This is a genomic window from Caballeronia sp. LjRoot29, from assembly GCF_964252755.1.
GTDB lineage: Bacteria > Pseudomonadota > Gammaproteobacteria > Burkholderiales > Burkholderiaceae > Caballeronia.
The window spans coordinates 85,922-103,014 of the sequence record NZ_CAXUPU020000003.1 but is presented as its reverse complement, the minus strand read 5'-3'; the positions used below and the strand labels follow the sequence as shown (position 1 = coordinate 103,014).

The following is a 17,093-nucleotide window of genomic DNA, read 5'->3' as shown; positions in this document are numbered from 1 at the left end:
TTACGCGTCGAGCGTGTTAGCCGCTTCGAGCGGTTCAAACGTCAGCGGCACTTGCGCCAGTTTCTGCAGTTCGTCGAACGACAAGCCTTCGATAATCTCCCGCACCACGAACCCGTTCGGCGTCACGTCGAACACGCCGTGATCCGTGTACACGCGATTCACGCAATTCACGCCTGTCACCGGATACGAACACTCGGGCACCAGCTTGCTTTCGCCTTGCTTCGTGAGCAGTTCCATCATCACGTAGACCTTCTTCGCGCCGATCGCCAGATCCATCGCGCCGCCGACAGCGGGAATGGCATCGGGCGCGCCGGTATGCCAGTTGGCGAGGTCACCCTTCGCGGACACCTGGAACGCGCCGAGCACGCAGATATCGAGGTGGCCGCCGCGCATCATCGCGAACGAATCGGCGTGGTGGAAATACGCGCCGCCGGTGAGCAGCGTCACGTGTTGTTTGCCGGCGTTGATAAGTTCGTCGTCTTCCGTGCCCTTCTGCGGCGCCGGCCCCATGCCGAGCAGACCGTTTTCGCTGTGCAGGAAGATTTCGCGATCCGCCGCGAGATGGTTGGCGACGAGCGTCGGCGCGCCGATACCCAGGTTCACATACGCGCCTTCCTGAATGTCACGGGCGACACGTTTCGCCATTTCGTCACGAGTCAGTTTTTTCATATCGATGTCCTTGCTTGATGCATTCGTTATTGCTGCCGGGCTAAGAGGCTTCCGCTCAAGCAGCTCTTGCTCAAGCCGCTTTATCCGCCGCCAGCGCTGCCGCGTGCACCGCTTGCGGCACCTCGATCACGCGCTGCACGAAGATACCCGGCGTTACGATGTCTTCCGGATCCAGCGCGCCGAGCGGCACGACTTGCGAAACCTGCACGATGGCCGTTTTGGCGGCCATTGCCATGATCGGCCCGAAGTTACGCGCCGTCTTGCGATACACGAGATTGCCCCAGCGGTCGCCCTTGAACGCCTTGATCAGCGCAAAATCGGCGTGCAGCGGCGCTTCAAGCACGTAATGGCGGCCATCGATAAAACGCGTTTCCTTGCCTTCAGCCAGCTTCGTGCCGTAGGCCGTAGGCGTGAAAAATCCGCCGATACCCGCACCCGCCGCGCGAATGCGTTCTGCGAGATTGCCTTGCGGCACGAGTTCAAGTTCGAGTTCGCCCGCGCGATACAAACCGTCGAACACTTGCGAATCGCTCTGGCGCGGGAACGAACAGATGATCTTGCGCACGCGCTTCGCTTTTAACAGCGCCGCGAGGCCGGTCTCGCCATTGCCCGCGTTGTTGTTCACGATAGTCAGTTCGCGCGCGCCCTGCTCGATCAGCGCATCGATGAGTTCTGACGGCATGCCCGCCGTGCCGAATCCACCGATCATCACGGTCGCGCCGTCCTGAACGTCCTTCACCGCTGAACTCAGTGAGTCGAAAATCTTGTTGATCATGCCGTGTCTTCCTTAATCAAAGCGCGCCGGGTGATTTGATTCCGACCGGCATTGCTTGCATTTTTAAGTTCGCTGTGCGAACATGGATTCGTTTAGCGAACAAACGTATGGTATTCCCGCATTCGTTGCGCTGTCAATGAACCTCGGGTTTGTACCGATGCATTGGCAATTTGCCTGATGGACAGGACCAAAAGGACCAGACAGCGATGACCACGTCCCCTGCTGAAGCCGATCTACCTGATCCAGAATCTCCTTCGCGGCCCGGCGATGCTTATGTGCAATCGTTCGCGCGCGGTTTATCGGTGATTCGCTCCTTCGATGCTACGCGCCCGGCGCAGACCTTGTCGGAGGTCGCCGCCGCGTCGGGGCTGACGCGCGCCGGCGCGCGGCGCATTCTGCTGACGCTCCAGGCGCTTGGTTACGTCGACGCCGACGGGCGGTATTTCACGCTGACGGCGAAAATCCTCGACCTGGGTTTTGCCTATCTGACGTCGATGCCGTTCTGGAATCTTGCTGAACCTGTGATGGAAGAGCTGGTGGGCCAGGTGCATGAGAGCTGTTCGGCAGCCGTGTTGAACGGCACCGAGATCGTGTACGTGTTGCGCGTGCCTACGCATAAGATCATCACGATCAACTTGTCTATCGGCAGCCGGTTGCCGGCGTTCTGCACGTCGCTCGGACGCGTGCTGCTCGCCGCGCTCGACGAAGACAAACTCGATGCCGTACTCGATGCTAGTCCGCTGGAAGCCCGCACGCCGCGCACGCTCACCGATAAAACCGCGCTGAAAGCCGCGCTGGCGGTGGTGCGCAAGCAAGGCTGGTCGATCGTCGACCAGGAACTGGAAGAAGGCCTGATTTCGATGTCCGCGCCCATCCGCGACCGGCAGGGACGCGTGATCGCGGCGCTCAACATCAGTGGCAACGCGCAGCGCAAGAACGCGAAGCAGATGGTGAAGGCATTCCTCGATCCACTGCTGGACGCGGCCCAGCGTGTCTCCGAGATGGTCGCGAGACGTGGCTAAGCCCCGGCGGAGGCCGATCAGATCATGCCGATGAAACCCGGTGACCTCGCGCTGCACGAACTCGATCTGAACCTGATCCCGTATCTCGTCGCGATCGAGGAGACACGCAACGTGAGCCGCGCGGCCGAGCGGCTTGGCGTGAGCCAGCCGCGTGTCAGCACGGCGCTTGGCCGCTTGCGCGAGTATTTCAACGATCCGTTGTTCGTCCGGACATCGCGCGGCATGGAACCGACGCCGCGCGCCCTCGCACTGGTGCCCGCGGCACGCGAGGCGCTGAACCGGATCGAACGCGGCTTGCTCGACACGCAGCACTTCGATCCCGCCCTCACCACCGATACCTTCGCCATCGCGCTATCCGATGTCGGCGAAATCGTGTTCTTGCCGCGCCTGTTGCAGACGCTCGCCAGCGTCGCGCCACGGGCAAACCTGCGGTCGGTATCGCTGAAACACGATCAGGTCGAACGCGCTCTGGAAAGCGGTGACATCGATCTGGCCATTGGCTATTTCCCCGATCTCGCCGGCAACAACTTCTTCCAGCAGCGGCTCTTTTCGCATCGCTTCATCTGTCTGATGCGACGCGATCACCCCTATTCGCGCGGCCCGCTGACCCTTGAGCAATATGTTGAATGCGGCCACGCGGTCGTGCGCGCCGAGGGCCGAAGCCAGGAAGTCCTGGAAAATTTCCTGGAGAAGAAACGCATCCGCCGCCGCGCCGTGCTCGAGACGCCGCACTTCATGTCCTTGCCGTTTATTCTGTCGCGCACTGACTTGATCGCCACGGTGCCGCATGCCATCGGCTATGCGTACGCGGCTGAACATGCGGCCATTACGCTGGCCGAACCGCCGCTGCCCTTGCCGAACTTCGATCTGAAGCAGCACTGGCATCGTAAGTTTCACAACGATCCGCGAATCCTGTGGCTACGCGGCGTGGTCGCGTCGCTTTTCAACGATGAACTCGACGAGTGGCCCAAACGCCCCGAACAATCGAAGCGCGAAGATAAACGCCGGTAAACTGAGCACTTTCTTTCCTATCAGGAAAGTGTCATGGACGCTGAGATATGGATGCCGAGTCATGGACGCATTAACTAGTCTGCGAGTGTTCCGCGATGTTGTAGAAGCTGGCAGCTTTGTCAAAGCCGCCGAGCGGCTCGATATCTCCACAGCGATGACCAGCAAGCACGTTGCCAATCTCGAACGGCAACTGGGTGTTCGCCTGCTGAACAGGACCACGCGTCATCTGAGCCTGACGGAAGCTGGCAGTGTTTATTACGAGCAGTGCCGGGAAGCGCTGGATATCCTGCAGGCCGCTGAAGCCGCAGTCGGGTCACAAACCGATCAACCGCGCGGCGTACTCAAGATCACGGCGCCGGGCTGGTTTGCGACCGCGAAGTTCGCCGATATCCTGGTTGCGTATCGGGCCCGTTATCCGGAAGTACTGATCGATCTGCGACTGGAAAACCGCTTCGTCGATCTGGTGGAAGAAGGCTATGACATGGCGTTGCGTGCGACGTCGGAACCGTCGCCTACGATGATCGTGCGACCGCTCTGCAGAGTGCCGTTCGTGCTGGTGGGATCGCCGGATTATCTGAAGCAGCGCGGATATCCGCGGCATCCCAGCGAACTCGGCGAACGCCACGAAATCGTGCTGCCGACTTACACCAGCGTGGAGACGGTTGAGTTTTCCGGACCGGATGGTGTTTTCGCGGTGAAGAACAGCGCCGTGCTCAAGACCAACGACAGTTCCATGATGCTGCAGCTCGTGCGCGCTGGAATTGGACTTGCCTACTTCCCCGAATGGATCGTTGCGCAGGAGTTGGCATCAGGCGCGCTGACGCGTCTTTTCCCCGATTACACGACGTTCGCACCGCGCGTGTACGCCGTCTACACGAGCCGCAAATACATGACGACCAAGGTGCGTACCTTCATCGATTTCATCTCGACAGCACTCGCCGCCGATGATTCCGTCGATGGCTCCATGCCGCGTCCAATAGCCCCGCCGCGCTCGCGGGTATCTTCGCCCGCGCCTGGAAAACTAGGATAAATCGTATTCAAATCACATTACCGCTCGTGTGAAGATCGCGCCGATTCGCTTGTTCGACTCTCCGAAATCGACCACCGATGGCCCTGCTCCTTCCACTAACAAGACTACCAAGCGGCGTGTGATGAATTTCCCCTGGTTTCCGTTGATCCTCAATTTCCTGCTGTTGGGGGCGTTTGTGTTTGTATCCAACACGCTGAACACCGGGCGTCGCGCCCCCGTGTTTAACGGCGCGCTGATTTTCATTGGCTTTTGCTGCCTGGCGATGCTGCTGGATTTCACTCTGACTTTCATTTTTGCTTCAGCCACCACGACCGATCGTGAGCGATATATCGATCTGTCGTCGTTGTCCGCTTGTGGCGAGCGCGCAGTGGCTTACGCCATTCCGTGCGTGGTTGCGGCTGTGATGGCGCTAAGGTTTCGCGCGAGGAACCGGAGTGCGGTCGAGCCATCGGTGACTATTCATACCTCTGATTACACGCAGTCCGAGTTGCGGTATTGAGGTTGCGAACTTCGGCGTGCCGCGCGCTGGCGGAATGAACGTCATTTGCGCGATGTAAGAGTGAAACTGACGGGCTTTTGCTTCGAAGATGCTCTCCAGGTTCTAAAACTTAAGAGTCTCTGATATACTCGTCCTTCTTTCGGGGCGTAGCGCAGCCTGGTAGCGTACCTGCATGGGGTGCAGGGGGTCGCAAGTTCAAATCTTGTCGCCCCGACCAAGACAGCAGTATGAAAACAAGGACTTAGCTCTCACGGGCTAAGTCCTTTTTTCTTTGCTTCATGCATTCGTGCACGCTCCCACTCAGACGGAGTGCGTGCGAACGGTTGAATCGAAGTACGTCGATTCAGCTCACAGACAGGGCGTCGATCCCAGCTCAACTCGCAATCAAAACGTCGACTCGCACATCACGGGAGATCCCGCCCATTGGCGCCACACCGCTGATCAACTCATGCAGAGCGGCTAGCCGCAATTTGTCCTGAACCCGAAGTCCGGGGCGCGCTTGAAGCCCCTCTATATGCGTAGACCAATAGCTGCTTCGAATCAAACGTGGACGTCGAACGAGCTCATTCAGCGTCTTTTCCACCATGTCGATTTCTGCGCTTACCGACTTCATTGAGGTCTCCGGTCTAATAGGTAGCGCTCTGTATGACGACAGGAATCGGAAAAACTTTAGCTCAAGTACGATTTCGGGCGATGGAAACGGTAATAACGGACCTTTTAACCAAGGTTTTTTGCGCGCTCAAAAGGTTAAGGCGAGTCCCAACGACGCGGAACCCTCGTAGCGATAGATCACGTACACTTTTATGGTTCGGGGAGGACGGACCATGGGAAATAGATATGAACGCTTTCGCATGTCGCGGCCGTTTACGTACAGAGGTGTCCAATACCATCCAGGGCTATTGGTGGTTCTTGCCGTGCAATTGCTCTGTCTAAGCGCGTTCGCGTTTTCACCGCATAGTCTCGATCACAACAAGTGGCTGTCCGCGGCAATCGCATTCAGTCTGCTCTTCGGACTGATCCTGTCACTGGGTTTCTTTGGGACGTGGAATCAGTTCAGAGACGATGTCGGTTTTTGGACGTTCCTCAATACGAACCCGGTCGAATCTGCGGTCGCAATTGCCGCGGCGGGCGAGGTAGTTACGATCCTGTTGATACCGCTACGCTAAGAGACTTCACGCAGGTCGACCCGCACACGACCTGCCAAATCGGCCTCTTTTTTACACAGGTATCCGAATCAATCTGCGTGATTTTGCCTCGAGGGCAAAGCAATTACTTACCGTGCGAAGTGACTTCCGATCTGACCCAATGCCAGTATCGCGTCAAACGTTTGCGTATCCACCGCATATGGCTTTAAGCATTCAATGACACCGGCGGCGGGAAAAATAATCATCGTAAAAAGCGAATTTTGTTGCACTGCACGCATCCGATTCTGCCACCGCAGCGTATAGACCGGGGATGACCGCATCGTGACGAAGCGGCATCTATAACCTGTTCAGCCGGGGCGCCGCGGAGACAAAATTACCCGTCTGAACACACTGCATCCAACAACTATAAAAATTAACCAGCCAGGCGCGGATTGTTCTCGCCGCCGCTGCTCTGCTGAAACCGGGGTCACACACATGAGAGCCAGTCAACAAAGCCGGACACGAAATATCAAAGCCACTTTCGACACAAAGACGTGTTCCGTTCACGCAATGATCGTGTCGAGAAGCGCTTCGCATATTGCGAGCACGTTGTCCGAATCACAGCGTAACAACGCACTTGCCGAAGCTATCGCTGAAGTCAGGAAAGACTACGGCGACAAATCTGTCGAAGCGTTTCTGGATGCGTTGAAAGAGTGGTTCAATCAACGCGATTATCGGGTGACCGCCGAACTGACCGGCTACTTTCAAAGACACGGATGCCTGCCGGAAATCGAGCAGTCCGCATCGCCGCGACGCCGGATCGCTCGGGGTACATCGAAGGCGGAAAGCACTCTCTCGGCGCGTGCCGCCTGAATCGCGGCGTTATAAATCAGCGCTCTGAAATCGGGCGTCAAGCGCGCCGCCTATGCCGGGCGCGAAAACGCCCGGTTATCGAATCCGACAACCGGGCGTGTTGCTACATTTAGCGCCTAAAAATGCCTCAAGCCATCAACGCAAAGCGGAATAAGCCGTCGGCGACAGAAAGTGGTTTTCAATCCGCTCGACAATAGGCTGCTTCGCCTCCGTTTCCGCACGCTTCGCGATCCATTCGGCATCGGCCTGGAACGCGTTCCACTTGGTTTCGCGCTCAGCCAGGCTTTCCCATTTCAGCAGATAGGTCAACGCGTGGTTGCTCGGACCGGCCAGCGTGGTCCAAAAGCCGATCGGTTCGATCCCGTATTTCTTGAAGAAGTCGAGCGTAATGTTGGTGAACCGGTCGTTCAACGCGGGCAGACGACCCGGCGCGCAGTGATAAATACGCATTTCAACGATCATTTTTTCCTCATGGACATAAAGTAATGCAGCGATCAAAACCGCTGCGGTTGGAATTCGCCATGAGGGAATCGTACCGCGTTTGGCGCTGCCCGCTCGCGGCCAAGCGATCATCGCCGGCCGCGAGCTAACATCAAGCGCGGATCAAGCTTGTTTGACGGTGACGGAGGCTGTATCGAAATCCTCGGCGTCGACGTCATAACCCGAGGGTTCCCATCGAATTGACAGCAGCGCGGTCAGCCCGGCAAGCGGCGCCACCGCGATGATCCAGAATACCTTCGTGCCAAGTGCCGCCGAAAGGACGGGAAACAGGAACAACGAAACAGTCGAACTCGCGCGCATCAGCGTCTGGTTGAAACCCACGCCCACACCACGCAACGACGTCGGATAACTGAGCGACGCAAACGTCATGCTGTGCGAACCCGGACCAAAGCCCTGCCCCAGCAGGAAAATCGCGAGAAATCCGATTGCCAGCACGACTTGCGCGCCACTCGCGGGACGGCCGACGACCGCCAGTCCGATCAACGCCGTCAATTGGAACGCGTAACCCAGCACGGTCAGCTTCCACGCGCCGACTTTCGGCACCGATCGCACGGCGATCAATCCGCCCACGAACGCAAAACACAGGTTCAACGCGAGCGAGGCGAGGATGGTGGTAAGCATCGACTGCGCGAGAAAGCTGGAAATGATGACCGGAAGTCCAAACGCCACGGCGTTGTACGCAAACGATGAAGCCACCGCGATGACCGTTGCGAGCACCGTGCGTCGCAGATACACGCCGCGCAGCAATGCGCCGTAGTTGCTCCATGCCGCTTTATGCACAGGTTGTCTAACGCTTTGCAGTGCGCCCGAATCGACCTCGACATCAATGCCATACGAGCGTTTCAAAATCTGCGCCGCGCCACGCAAATCGCCCTGGTTCGCCGCCCAGACTGGCGACTCGCTGATATACCGGCTGCGAATCGCGATGATCACAAGCGCCGGCAACGCGCCGAAACCCAGCGTCAGCCGCCACAGCCAGCCCGAATGGCTCGCCGGCAAGACCGCATACAACGCGAGCACGAGCAAATAGGACACACTGATGGCGGCATACCACGTCGGGCACCACATCGCGATGCGCGCCGCCTTGTTGCCGCGTCCGTTCAGCCGCGAAAATTCGGCGAGGAACGCCATCGCGACCGGCAAGTCGATGCCAACGCCCAGTCCCATCACGAATCGCGCCCCGCCGAGTACCCAGGCATTGGGCGCCAGCCCGCACGCGATGGCCGCGACCACGAAGAAGAACATATCGGCCATGAAGACGCGATATCGGCCGATCTTATCGGTCAGATAGCCGCCCAGGAACGCGCCGATGATCGCGCCAAACGTAATAGCTGATGCGACAAAACCGGTCGCCGCCGGCGTCAGCGAAAACTCGCGGGCGATATCCTTCACGCCGAACGCCAGCGCGCCGAGATCGTAGGCGTCGAGGAACACGCCCCCGAGTGCGATGGCGATGACGATGCGCGCGTCGCTGCCGACTGCGGCACCGCGATTGACGAGTTGCGAGACATCGGCCGCGCTGCGAATAACGGGCCGCGCGGTGGCGCCGGCGGACGCGGATACTGCCGCGACGGCGCGCTCGGGCGCAAAGGAAATCGACATGGGAGGTGCAATGACAAAGGCTGCGGAACGCGCGATGCTACCGGCGTACGCCCGTCATCCCAAATTCATTTTTGTTATTTGTCGAATGACGGCGGCGCCGCGGACAGGTTCGACATTCAAATACGCGGCGCCCTGCTAATCATTGAAGCAAACTTCTGACAATTACGTCGGCATTATCTTGGCCATGCCTTCGCGGATCTCATCTTCGGTCAGATCGCGCATATGCGTCGCGAGAGACCAGCGATGGCCGAACGGGTCTTCGATCTGGCCGTAGCGGTCGCCCCAGAACATATCGGTGACGGGCATGGTGGCCTTTGCACCGGCTGCGACGGCTTGCGCAAAAGCGGAATCCACGTCTTTCACATACAAATGCAGCGTGACGGGCGAGCCTTTCAGCGTCAACGGTCCGCTATGGCCGCAATTCGGGAACTCCTCGGCAAGCATGAGCGTCGAGTCGCCAATACCCAGCATGGCGTGCATCACCGATCCATCGGGACCGGGCAATCGCGATTGCTCGACCGCGTTGAATGCTTTTTTATAGAACTCGATGGCGTCGGCCGCGCCCTTGCAAACCAGGTGAGGCGTGATCGTATGCATCCCTTCCGGGATCGGTTTGACAGCTGCATTGGACATTGCTTTGCTCCTGGAGGTAACAGGTTGACCAAATAACTTGAGAGAAAGCGCTGAACACGCGCCCTCTGTCGACACGACGTGCGATCGGCCCGCAAATCGACACGTCGGGCGGACTTTTTTTATGCGCTCGAAGGCGTCGGTTCGACTGTCCATTGTCCTGTAACGACCCGGCTATTTCTTTGACAGCGCACAGCGGAGAGTCCGTTTTAAGACTCGCTTCGATGGCTTATTTGCGCTTGCGCCCGGCTTTTTTGCTATTCGATCTGCTCCCAGCCATTCGCCTTCGACGATGCCAGCACCGCATCCACGATGCGCGCCGAGCGCCAGCCGTCGTCGAATGTCGGCAAACCTTCGCGCGTTTCGCCGCGAATCACCGCGTAAGTGTCCGCCACGAACGCCTCGAAACATTGCGCATAACCTTGCGCGTGGCCGGCCGGCAGCGTCGCCAGGCGACGCTGCTCCGCGCTTCCTCGCGACGGATCTCGCACCAGCAGCCGCGTGGAATCGCGTTCGCCGACCCACAGCCGCTCCGGATCCTCCTGATCGAATACAAGGCTCGCCTTCGCGCCATCGATTTCGAACCACAACCGGTTCTTCCTCCCCGCCGACACCTGGCTGACCGTCAGCGTAGTCAGCACGCCGGTTTTAGTACGCAGCAAGGCGCCAGCGATATCTTCCGTGCCCACCGTTTGCGTCGGACCGCCCTTCCCTGCCGACGTAAACGATTGCACCGAACCAGCGGGCCGCTCAGCGACCGTTGTCTGCAAGCTCGCCACAACTGAATCGAAGCGCTCGCCGCTGATCCATTCCACCAGGTCGCACCAATGCGAGCCGATATCCGCAAATGCCCGCGATGGACCACCCAACGCTGCATCGACGCGCCAGTTGGTATCGTCCACGCCCAGCAGCCAGTCCTGCAGATAACTGCCGTGGATCAGTTGCAGCGCCCCCACGCTGCCGTCCTGCACGAGCGCACGCGCTTCACGGACCATCGGGTGATAGCGATAGACGAACGGAACCGTCGCGACACGACCCGCTTTGCGCGCAGCCAGCGCCAGCGCTTCGGCATCGCTCGCGCGAGTTGCCAGCGGCTTCTCGCAGACGACATGCTTGCCGGCATCGAGCGCGGCCATGGCTTGCGAAAAGTGGCTGGCGTTCGGCGTGCAAACGTGAATAACCGATACAGAAGGGTCCGCAATCGCCTCTTCCACCGACGCATAAGCCCGTTCGATTCCCAAGCGAGCGGCCGCCCGCTCCGCGCGGCTTTTATTCGACGACGCGACTCCGCACACCTTCGCGCCAGCCAGCCGTATCGCTCGCGTGTGAACCTCGCCCATCATGCCAGCGCCGATAATCGCAACCCCCAATGTCTCCGCCATGCTCCACTCCCTCCTCGTTGTCTCGAAACACGATACCCGCTGAGCGTGGAATGGAGCAATCGGGGGATTCGTGTCGTCATGTGTTATGTCCCCGTTTTGCGCTCGTCTGCCCCTGTTTTGCTTGTGTACACTCTTGCTCCGGCGCGTTTTCGACAACGTCGAGACGACCGCGCGACGACTTCCCCACGAGTTTCGGCGCTCACCTATTTTCGCCAGATTCACCCTAAAGTTTTTTTACCCGCTGCCGAAAGCCCTTCTATGGACCACGAAATCAACCAACCAGCCGACTCAAACGATCCCACCTTCCAGAGGGCGCGAGCGTTGAGTCTGAGCGTCGGCGCAATCCGGAAAGCGCAGGGGAAAAAATGCCCCGGCGATTTCCCGGTTGGCACTATTGAATGGCATGCGGTGGTTGAGGAATTTGCGAACGATGTACTGAAAGCGATGCTGTCAGAACCGGATTTGCCGATCCTGGAACTCAAGCGCGACAACGCTCGAAAATAACAGCCTCGGGCGAAGTTTAAAACTCGTAAAACCGCACCCGTTCCCGCTCGAATCAAAAATGAAAAAGGCGTCGCCGATTAAATCAGCGACGCCTTTTTGCTTGAGTTTCTGCTTGATTCTGACGAATCGTCAACCGCCCAGTAAATCGATCACTTGCAGAATCTCCTTACGCAATTGATCGACATCGACCGACACATTTGCTTGAGGAACCGCGCCGCCTTCCTGCGGATCTTCGATATCACCGGCCGAACCGTTCGGGCGACCATGTGAATCGAGACGATTGCGCGCACCGTTGATTGTAAAACCCTGCTCATAAAGCAATTCACGAATGCGGCGGATCAGCAGCACTTCGTGATGCTGATAATAGCGGCGATTGCCCCGGCGCTTGACAGGCCTCAGTTGCGTGAATTCCTGTTCCCAGTAGCGCAGCACATGCGGCTTGACGCCGCACAGCTCGCTCACCTCACCGATGGTGAAGTAGCGCTTGGCTGGAATCGGAGGCAGGACGACTTTTTCCATCGTCAATCAACCAATAGGGTGAATGTCGCGAATGGGGCTAATGTCGCTAATAAGCGGAGAGGCGGCACTTGGCAAATGCCCGTCACTTCAGCGGCCGAAACTGTTTTCAGCACCGGCTTCCACCAGCGCTTTCAACTTCTGACTCGCATGAAACGTGACAACACGACGCGCCGCGATGGGAATCGCTTCCCCCGTTTTTGGATTACGTCCGGGACGTTGCGGTTTGTCGCGTAACTGAAAGTTGCCAAAGCCAGATAGCTTGACACTGTCGCCGCTTTCAAGCGCGTCGCGAATGACCTCGAAAAATGCTTCCACCATATCTTTGGCTTCGCGCTTATTCAACCCGACATGGTCAAATAGCATTTCGGCCAATTCGGCTTTTGTCAGCGTAGGCGTTTCTGCCGTTGCCGCACCGTTCGAAGTGGGAACATCTCGGATCATGGCGCTGCGTTGCGCCGAAAGAAGGGCTTCGAAATCACTCGAGTTCATTTGGTTCATATCGAAAAAATGGCGTAACGATGAAGACGGAGGGGGCCAACTGCAGGCTATCCGCGCAATCGCGCGCCATGTACTCGAGCCAAGCGTTCCACCAATGTTTTGATGGCCGTTTCGACCGTTTCGTCCTGAAGCGTCCCGCCAGTATCTTGCAACGTTACACGGAAGGCAAGGCTTTTCTCATGCGCGTCCAACCCACCGGAAGTGCTTGATTTTGGACGAAATTCGTCGAATAAAGCAACCCTGGTGACATGCTTGCAGGCGGCCTCGGAACGGGCACTTTCCAGCTCGTCGATAAGCGCCTGCACTTCCACTTTCTGGTCCACGACAATCGCAATATCGCGGCGAACCGGCGGGAATTTCGGCACTTCTGACGGAACCGGCAACGCGCGCTGCATCAGCGCTTCAGCGTCGATTTCGAACAAAACCGGCGCGTTCGGTAAATCGTATTTCTGCATCCAGCGCGGGTGCAGATCACCGATCCAGCCCACGGCCCGGCCGTCAATTTCGATTCGCGCGCTACGCCCCGGATGCAACGCCGGATGTTCGGCTTTCACGAAACGCGGGACGACCGGCGCGAACAGCGCTTCCACGTCGCCTTTCACATCGAAGAAATCAACGGTGCGTAACGGTTTCGTTCCCCATTGCTCTTCGAGCGCGGGGCCGTAAGCCAGGCCGCCTATCATCTTCGGCTGGTCAAAACCTTCAATAGCCAGTTCGCCTGCTTTGATCGCCGGATCGTGCAGGAACACACGGCCCGCTTCGAACACGCGAATCCGGTCTGCGCGCCGGTTCAGGTTGTAACGCAGCACGCTGATCAGGCTGCCGAACAACGTGGTGCGCATGACCGAAAGCTGGCTGGCGATGGGATTCAGCAATTTCACAGGATTCGTGTTGCCGGCGAAATCCGCTTCCCACTCGGCATCGACGAAACTGAAGTTCACGGTTTCCGCGTAATCGCGTGCGGCCACGGCGTGGCGCAGCACGTGAATCGAACGCTTCGTTTCGTTGGTCGGACGCATTTCGCTCGTCGCGACCGGCGGCCGCGCCGGGATCTTCTCGAAGCCGTAAATACGCGCAACTTCCTCGATCAGGTCTTCTTCAATCTCGATATCGAACCGATACGGCGGCGGCGTGACAGCAAACGTGTCGCCTTCGCGCGTGAAGGTGAGGCCTAAACGCGTGAAAATCTGCGCGATTTCCTCAGCGCCAATAGCCACGCCGATAATCCGGTTCGCCCGCGACACGCGCATGCTCACCGGTTCGCGCGTGGGCACGTTCAGCGTCTGGTCATCGACGGGACCGGCGTTACCGCCGCAAATATCGAGGATCAACCTGGAAATACGCTCGATATGCTCAACGGTCGTCGAATAATCCACGCCGCGCTCGAAGCGATGCGCCGCATCCGTAGAAAAGTTGTACCTGCGCGCGCGGCCGCGAATGCTGTCCGGCCACCAGAACGCGGCTTCCAGGTAAATGTTGGTCGTCTCGAGCGAGACGGCGGTGCTGTCACCGCCCATGATCCCGGCGAGGCTTTCGACCTGATGGTCATCGGCGATCACGCCGACGGTTTCATCGAGTTCCACGGTGTTGCCGTTCAGCAGCTTGAGCGTCTCGCCCTTCTTTCCCCAGCGCACTTCGATCCCGCCGTGGATCTTGTCGAGATCGAATACGTGCGTCGGGCGGCCGAGTTCAAGCATCACGTAATTCGAGATATCGACGAGCGCAGAGATGCTGCGCTGACCCGAACGTTCGAGACGTTCGACTATCCAGTGCGGCGTTTTCGCGTGCGCGTTCACGCCGCGAATCACGCGGCCTGAAAAGCGTCCGCACAGGTCCGGCGCCAACACTTTGACCGGCAGCACTTCGTTAATGGTGACGTCAACCGGCGGCATCTCGAGCGCATGCAACGGCGCGCCCGTGATCGCAGCGGTTTCCCGCGCGACGCCGAATACCGACAAACAATCGGCCTTGTTCGGCGTGAGCTTGATTTCGAAAACGGTGTCGTCGAGATTGAGCGTCTGGCGAATGTCCTGGCCAATCGGGGTATCGGCGGGAAGGATCAGCAAACCGCTGTGATCTTCCGACAGCTTCAATTCGCGCGCCGAACACAACATGCCCTGACTTTCGACGCCGCGCAGCTTGGACAACTTGATTGCGAACGGTGCACCGCCCGCTTCCGCCGGCGGCAATTCGGCGCCGACCAGCGCGACCGGCACCTTGATGCCCGGCGACACGTTCGGCGCGCCGCACACAATGGTCAGCGTCTCGCCGGTACCGGCGTCGACCTGACACACGTTGAGCTTGTCAGCGTTCGGATGCTTCGCCACTTCCAGCACCTGCCCGACGACGATCTTCGTGGTCGGCGGCGCCACGGGCGCGAGCCCTTCCACCTCGAGACCCGCCATGGTCAGCGCGTGCGAGAGTTCATCGGTCGAGAGCTTCGGATCGACGAAAGTTCTAAGCCAGGATTCCGGGAATTGCATGTGTGTCTAGTTTCGAAATGAGGTTCGACATAAGTCGTGTCTGCGTCCGGACTGTTAAATCTCTATGTCCGGACAACGGCCCGCAGCAAGTTGCATTCAGGCAAATTGCTCGAGGAAACGCAGATCGTTTTCGAAGAACAGGCGCAAGTCCTGCACGCCATAACGCAGCATGGTCAGGCGTTCGAGGCCGCTGCCAAACGCAAAGCCGATATACCGCTCCGGGTCGAGTCCCATGTTGCGGATCACGTTCGGATGAACTTGTCCCGAACCCGAGATTTCGAGCCATTTACCGGCGTTCTTGCCGTGCTCGAACATCATGTCGATTTCAGCGGACGGCTCGGTGAACGGGAAATACGACGGCCGGAAACGCACGAGAATATCGTCGCGCTCAAAGAATTTCTTCAGGAAGTCCGAGTACACGCCTTTCAGGTCGGCAAAGCTGATGTTCTCGTCGATCCACAAACCTTCGACCTGGTTGAACATCGGCGAATGCGTGGCGTCGCTATCCACCCGATACGTCCGGCCCGGCACGATCACCTTGATCGGCGGTTTATTCATGCGCGCGTAGCGCACCTGCATCGGGCTGGTATGCGTGCGCAGCAGCAGTTGCCGGCCATCCGCATCCTTTCCATCGATATAAAACGTGTCCTGCATCGAGCGCGCCGGATGGTTTTCCGGGCTGTTCAATGCAGTGAAGTTGTACCAGTCCGTTTCGATTTCGGGGCCATCGGCCACATCGAAACCAATCGTGCTGAAAATTTGTTCCACGCGTTCCCACGTGCGCATCACCGGATGCAGGCTGCCGGCGCCGAGACCGCGGCCAGGCAACGTGACATCGATCGATTCCGACGCAAGACGCTGATTCAGCAACACGTCCGCCAGCGCCTGACGGCGCGCGTTCAGCGCTGCTTCCACCTGCTGCTTGGTCGCATTGATGCGTGCGCCCTCGGTCTTGCGGGCTTCAGGATCGAGTTTGCCCAAGCCTTTCAGCAGATCCGTGAGCACACCGGACTTACCAAGAAAGCGGGCCTTTTCGTTTTCGAGCGTAGCCGCATCGGCGGCATTTTCGAAGGCATTTCGCGCGTCGGCGACAATCTGGTCCAGATCCATTGATCCCATCATTTCCGCGTCAAAGTTCTTCTGATCGTTTCCGGGCCGATGTTTGCGCAAACGGTGCTTTGTTGCGTTTCAGCCCGGCTTCACCGGCTTCACCAACAAAAACGGGGCTCGACAAGAGCCCCGTTTTCTGTCGCTGCGCTGTCCGGTTAGAGACAGCGCTACGACGAACAATGCAATACCAATCCAGCTAAATAGCTCGATCAGGCTGCAACGGCGGCTTTTACCTGCTTGACGATCGCAGCAAAAGCAGCCTTGTCGAACACAGCCATGTCGGCCAGCACCTTGCGGTCGAGTTCGATCGAAGCCTTCTTCAGGCCGTTGATGAACACGCTGTACGTCATGTCGTGCTGACGCACCGCCGCGTTGATACGCGTGATCCACAATGCACGGAACACACGCTTCTTGTTGCGGCGATCGCGATAGGCATATTGCCCGGCGCGCATGACCGCTTGCTTGGCGATGCGATAGACGTTATTGCGACGGCCGCGGTAACCCTTGGCCAGCTTGATAATCTTCTTGTGACGGGCCCGTGCGGTAACCCCACGTTTGACTCTAGGCATAATGCGCTCCTGTGAGTGTCAGTTAAGGGTTAAGCGAACGGCAACATTGCGCGCACGGAGTTCATATCAGATGCATGAACAGCCGTGGAACCGCGCAAATGGCGTTTGACCTTGGTGGTCTTCTTGGTAAGAATGTGACGCTTGAAGGCTTGACCACGCTTGATGGTACCGCCCGGACGCACCACGAAGCGCTTTGCAGCACTCTTCTTGGTTTTCATCTTCGGCATGAAACTACTCCAGTTTATTAGATGGATATGGGTGTGCGGTCGATCCATTCGATCCTGACCCGCCC

The 17,093-nt window shown here is 58.4% G+C and carries 19 protein-coding genes and 1 tRNA gene; 8 read left to right on the top strand and 12 right to left on the bottom strand.

Features of this window, described 5'->3' with window-relative positions:
- On the bottom strand, positions 1 to 669 hold the full coding sequence (locus ACSQ83_RS04555) for a 3-oxoacid CoA-transferase subunit B (RefSeq protein ID WP_436227346.1): 669 nt from the start codon (positions 667 to 669) through the stop codon (positions 1 to 3).
- 70 nt (positions 670 to 739) lie between these two features.
- Positions 740 to 1,444, bottom strand: a complete 705-nt coding sequence (locus ACSQ83_RS04550) for a 3-oxoacid CoA-transferase subunit A (protein ID WP_436227345.1) — start codon at positions 1,442 to 1,444, stop codon at positions 740 to 742.
- 206 nt (positions 1,445 to 1,650) lie between these two features.
- Here ACSQ83_RS04550 and ACSQ83_RS04545 point away from each other — a divergent pair, with 206 nt between their 5' ends.
- From ACSQ83_RS04545 to ACSQ83_RS04515, 7 genes are all read left to right on the top strand, one after another.
- A complete protein-coding gene (locus ACSQ83_RS04545) occupies positions 1,651 to 2,466 on the top strand; it encodes an IclR family transcriptional regulator (RefSeq protein ID WP_414951382.1) in 816 nt (271 codons plus the stop codon).
- A gap of 51 nt (positions 2,467 to 2,517) precedes the next feature.
- A complete protein-coding gene (locus tag ACSQ83_RS04540) occupies positions 2,518 to 3,477 on the top strand; it encodes a LysR family transcriptional regulator (RefSeq protein WP_436227486.1) in 960 nt (319 codons plus the stop codon).
- A 61-nt stretch (positions 3,478 to 3,538) separates the two neighbouring features.
- Entirely contained in the window at positions 3,539 to 4,507 is a 969-nt protein-coding gene (locus ACSQ83_RS04535; protein WP_436227344.1) for a LysR family transcriptional regulator, read from the top strand.
- 121 nt (positions 4,508 to 4,628) lie between these two features.
- Positions 4,629 to 5,006 (top strand): hypothetical protein, encoded by a 378-nt coding sequence (locus ACSQ83_RS04530; RefSeq protein ID WP_436227343.1) that lies wholly within the window; start codon positions 4,629 to 4,631, stop codon positions 5,004 to 5,006.
- Between the two features lie 140 nt (positions 5,007 to 5,146).
- Positions 5,147 to 5,223 (top strand) — tRNA-Pro (locus tag ACSQ83_RS04525).
- Between the two features lie 607 nt (positions 5,224 to 5,830).
- Entirely contained in the window at positions 5,831 to 6,172 is a 342-nt protein-coding gene (locus tag ACSQ83_RS04520; protein WP_436227342.1) for a hypothetical protein, read from the top strand.
- 534 nt (positions 6,173 to 6,706) lie between these two features.
- Positions 6,707 to 7,003 (top strand): hypothetical protein, encoded by a 297-nt coding sequence (locus ACSQ83_RS04515; RefSeq protein ID WP_436227341.1) that lies wholly within the window; start codon positions 6,707 to 6,709, stop codon positions 7,001 to 7,003.
- A gap of 135 nt (positions 7,004 to 7,138) precedes the next feature.
- On the opposite strand, the gene ACSQ83_RS04510 is transcribed toward ACSQ83_RS04515, so the two are convergent.
- The 4 genes from ACSQ83_RS04510 to ACSQ83_RS04495 all read right to left on the bottom strand — a co-directional run bounded on the left by ACSQ83_RS04510 (position 7,139) and on the right by ACSQ83_RS04495 (position 11,118).
- Complete coding sequence (locus tag ACSQ83_RS04510; RefSeq protein ID WP_414951389.1) at positions 7,139 to 7,465, bottom strand: NIPSNAP family protein; 327 nt, start codon at positions 7,463 to 7,465, stop codon at positions 7,139 to 7,141.
- Positions 7,466 to 7,606: 141 nt separating this feature from the next.
- The gene (locus ACSQ83_RS04505; RefSeq protein ID WP_436227340.1) at positions 7,607 to 9,106 is read right to left on the bottom strand and encodes an MFS transporter; all 1,500 of its coding nucleotides are present in this window, start codon (positions 9,104 to 9,106) and stop codon (positions 7,607 to 7,609) included.
- A 162-nt stretch (positions 9,107 to 9,268) separates the two neighbouring features.
- Positions 9,269 to 9,739: a VOC family protein gene (locus tag ACSQ83_RS04500; protein WP_436227339.1), complete on the bottom strand. Its 471-nt coding sequence runs from the start codon at positions 9,737 to 9,739 to the stop codon at positions 9,269 to 9,271.
- Positions 9,740 to 9,993: 254 nt separating this feature from the next.
- Positions 9,994 to 11,118, bottom strand: coding sequence for a Gfo/Idh/MocA family protein (locus tag ACSQ83_RS04495; RefSeq protein WP_436227338.1), 1,125 nt, complete (start codon positions 11,116 to 11,118; stop codon positions 9,994 to 9,996).
- A 258-nt stretch (positions 11,119 to 11,376) separates the two neighbouring features.
- On the opposite strand from ACSQ83_RS04495, the gene ACSQ83_RS04490 reads away from it, so the two are divergent.
- Entirely contained in the window at positions 11,377 to 11,622 is a 246-nt protein-coding gene (locus ACSQ83_RS04490) for a hypothetical protein (protein ID WP_414951393.1), read from the top strand.
- A 129-nt stretch (positions 11,623 to 11,751) separates the two neighbouring features.
- Here the strand turns inward: ACSQ83_RS04490 and ACSQ83_RS04485 are convergent, their stop codons facing one another.
- From ACSQ83_RS04485 to rpmI, 6 genes are all read right to left on the bottom strand, one after another.
- Positions 11,752 to 12,141 carry a MerR family transcriptional regulator gene (locus tag ACSQ83_RS04485; protein ID WP_414951394.1) on the bottom strand — a complete coding sequence of 130 codons (390 nt, stop codon included), beginning with the start codon at positions 12,139 to 12,141 and terminating at the stop codon, positions 11,752 to 11,754.
- An 87-nt stretch (positions 12,142 to 12,228) separates the two neighbouring features.
- Complete coding sequence (locus tag ACSQ83_RS04480) at positions 12,229 to 12,639, bottom strand: integration host factor subunit alpha (protein WP_031359001.1); 411 nt, start codon at positions 12,637 to 12,639, stop codon at positions 12,229 to 12,231.
- Positions 12,640 to 12,686: 47 nt separating this feature from the next.
- Positions 12,687 to 15,122, bottom strand: a complete 2,436-nt coding sequence (gene pheT, locus ACSQ83_RS04475) for a phenylalanine--tRNA ligase subunit beta (RefSeq protein WP_436227337.1) — start codon at positions 15,120 to 15,122, stop codon at positions 12,687 to 12,689.
- A gap of 96 nt (positions 15,123 to 15,218) precedes the next feature.
- Positions 15,219 to 16,232, bottom strand: coding sequence for a phenylalanine--tRNA ligase subunit alpha (gene pheS / locus ACSQ83_RS04470; RefSeq protein ID WP_414951490.1), 1,014 nt, complete (start codon positions 16,230 to 16,232; stop codon positions 15,219 to 15,221).
- 209 nt (positions 16,233 to 16,441) lie between these two features.
- On the bottom strand, positions 16,442 to 16,801 hold the full coding sequence (gene rplT / locus ACSQ83_RS04465; RefSeq protein ID WP_007585475.1) for a 50S ribosomal protein L20: 360 nt from the start codon (positions 16,799 to 16,801) through the stop codon (positions 16,442 to 16,444).
- A 29-nt stretch (positions 16,802 to 16,830) separates the two neighbouring features.
- Positions 16,831 to 17,028 carry a 50S ribosomal protein L35 gene (gene rpmI / locus ACSQ83_RS04460; protein WP_165091903.1) on the bottom strand — a complete coding sequence of 66 codons (198 nt, stop codon included), beginning with the start codon at positions 17,026 to 17,028 and terminating at the stop codon, positions 16,831 to 16,833.
- Positions 17,029 to 17,093: the final 65 nt, after the last annotated feature.

What these genes read in the sequence shown, in the direction of transcription:
- ACSQ83_RS04555 (WP_436227346.1), bottom strand. Translation starts at nt 669, where the DNA reads ATGAAAAAACTGACTCGTGACGAAATGGCGAAACGTGTCGCCCGTGAC.
- ACSQ83_RS04550 (WP_436227345.1), bottom strand. Translation starts at nt 1,444, where the DNA reads ATGATCAACAAGATTTTCGACTCACTGAGTTCAGCGGTGAAGGACGTT.
- ACSQ83_RS04545 (WP_414951382.1), top strand. Translation starts at nt 1,651, where the DNA reads ATGACCACGTCCCCTGCTGAAGCCGATCTACCTGATCCAGAATCTCCT.
- ACSQ83_RS04535 (WP_436227344.1), top strand. Translation starts at nt 3,539, where the DNA reads ATGGACGCATTAACTAGTCTGCGAGTGTTCCGCGATGTTGTAGAAGCT.
- ACSQ83_RS04530 (WP_436227343.1), top strand. Translation starts at nt 4,629, where the DNA reads ATGAATTTCCCCTGGTTTCCGTTGATCCTCAATTTCCTGCTGTTGGGG.
- ACSQ83_RS04520 (WP_436227342.1), top strand. Translation starts at nt 5,831, where the DNA reads ATGGGAAATAGATATGAACGCTTTCGCATGTCGCGGCCGTTTACGTAC.
- ACSQ83_RS04510 (WP_414951389.1), bottom strand. Translation starts at nt 7,465, where the DNA reads ATGATCGTTGAAATGCGTATTTATCACTGCGCGCCGGGTCGTCTGCCC.
- ACSQ83_RS04505 (WP_436227340.1), bottom strand. Translation starts at nt 9,106, where the DNA reads ATGTCGATTTCCTTTGCGCCCGAGCGCGCCGTCGCGGCAGTATCCGCG.
- ACSQ83_RS04500 (WP_436227339.1), bottom strand. Translation starts at nt 9,739, where the DNA reads ATGTCCAATGCAGCTGTCAAACCGATCCCGGAAGGGATGCATACGATC.
- ACSQ83_RS04495 (WP_436227338.1), bottom strand. Translation starts at nt 11,118, where the DNA reads ATGGCGGAGACATTGGGGGTTGCGATTATCGGCGCTGGCATGATGGGC.
- ACSQ83_RS04490 (WP_414951393.1), top strand. Translation starts at nt 11,377, where the DNA reads ATGGACCACGAAATCAACCAACCAGCCGACTCAAACGATCCCACCTTC.
- ACSQ83_RS04485 (WP_414951394.1), bottom strand. Translation starts at nt 12,141, where the DNA reads ATGGAAAAAGTCGTCCTGCCTCCGATTCCAGCCAAGCGCTACTTCACC.
- ACSQ83_RS04480 (WP_031359001.1), bottom strand. Translation starts at nt 12,639, where the DNA reads ATGAACCAAATGAACTCGAGTGATTTCGAAGCCCTTCTTTCGGCGCAA.
- pheT (WP_436227337.1), bottom strand. Translation starts at nt 15,122, where the DNA reads ATGCAATTCCCGGAATCCTGGCTTAGAACTTTCGTCGATCCGAAGCTC.
- pheS (WP_414951490.1), bottom strand. Translation starts at nt 16,232, where the DNA reads ATGGATCTGGACCAGATTGTCGCCGACGCGCGAAATGCCTTCGAAAAT.
- rplT (WP_007585475.1), bottom strand. Translation starts at nt 16,801, where the DNA reads ATGCCTAGAGTCAAACGTGGGGTTACCGCACGGGCCCGTCACAAGAAG.
- rpmI (WP_165091903.1), bottom strand. Translation starts at nt 17,028, where the DNA reads ATGCCGAAGATGAAAACCAAGAAGAGTGCTGCAAAGCGCTTCGTGGTG.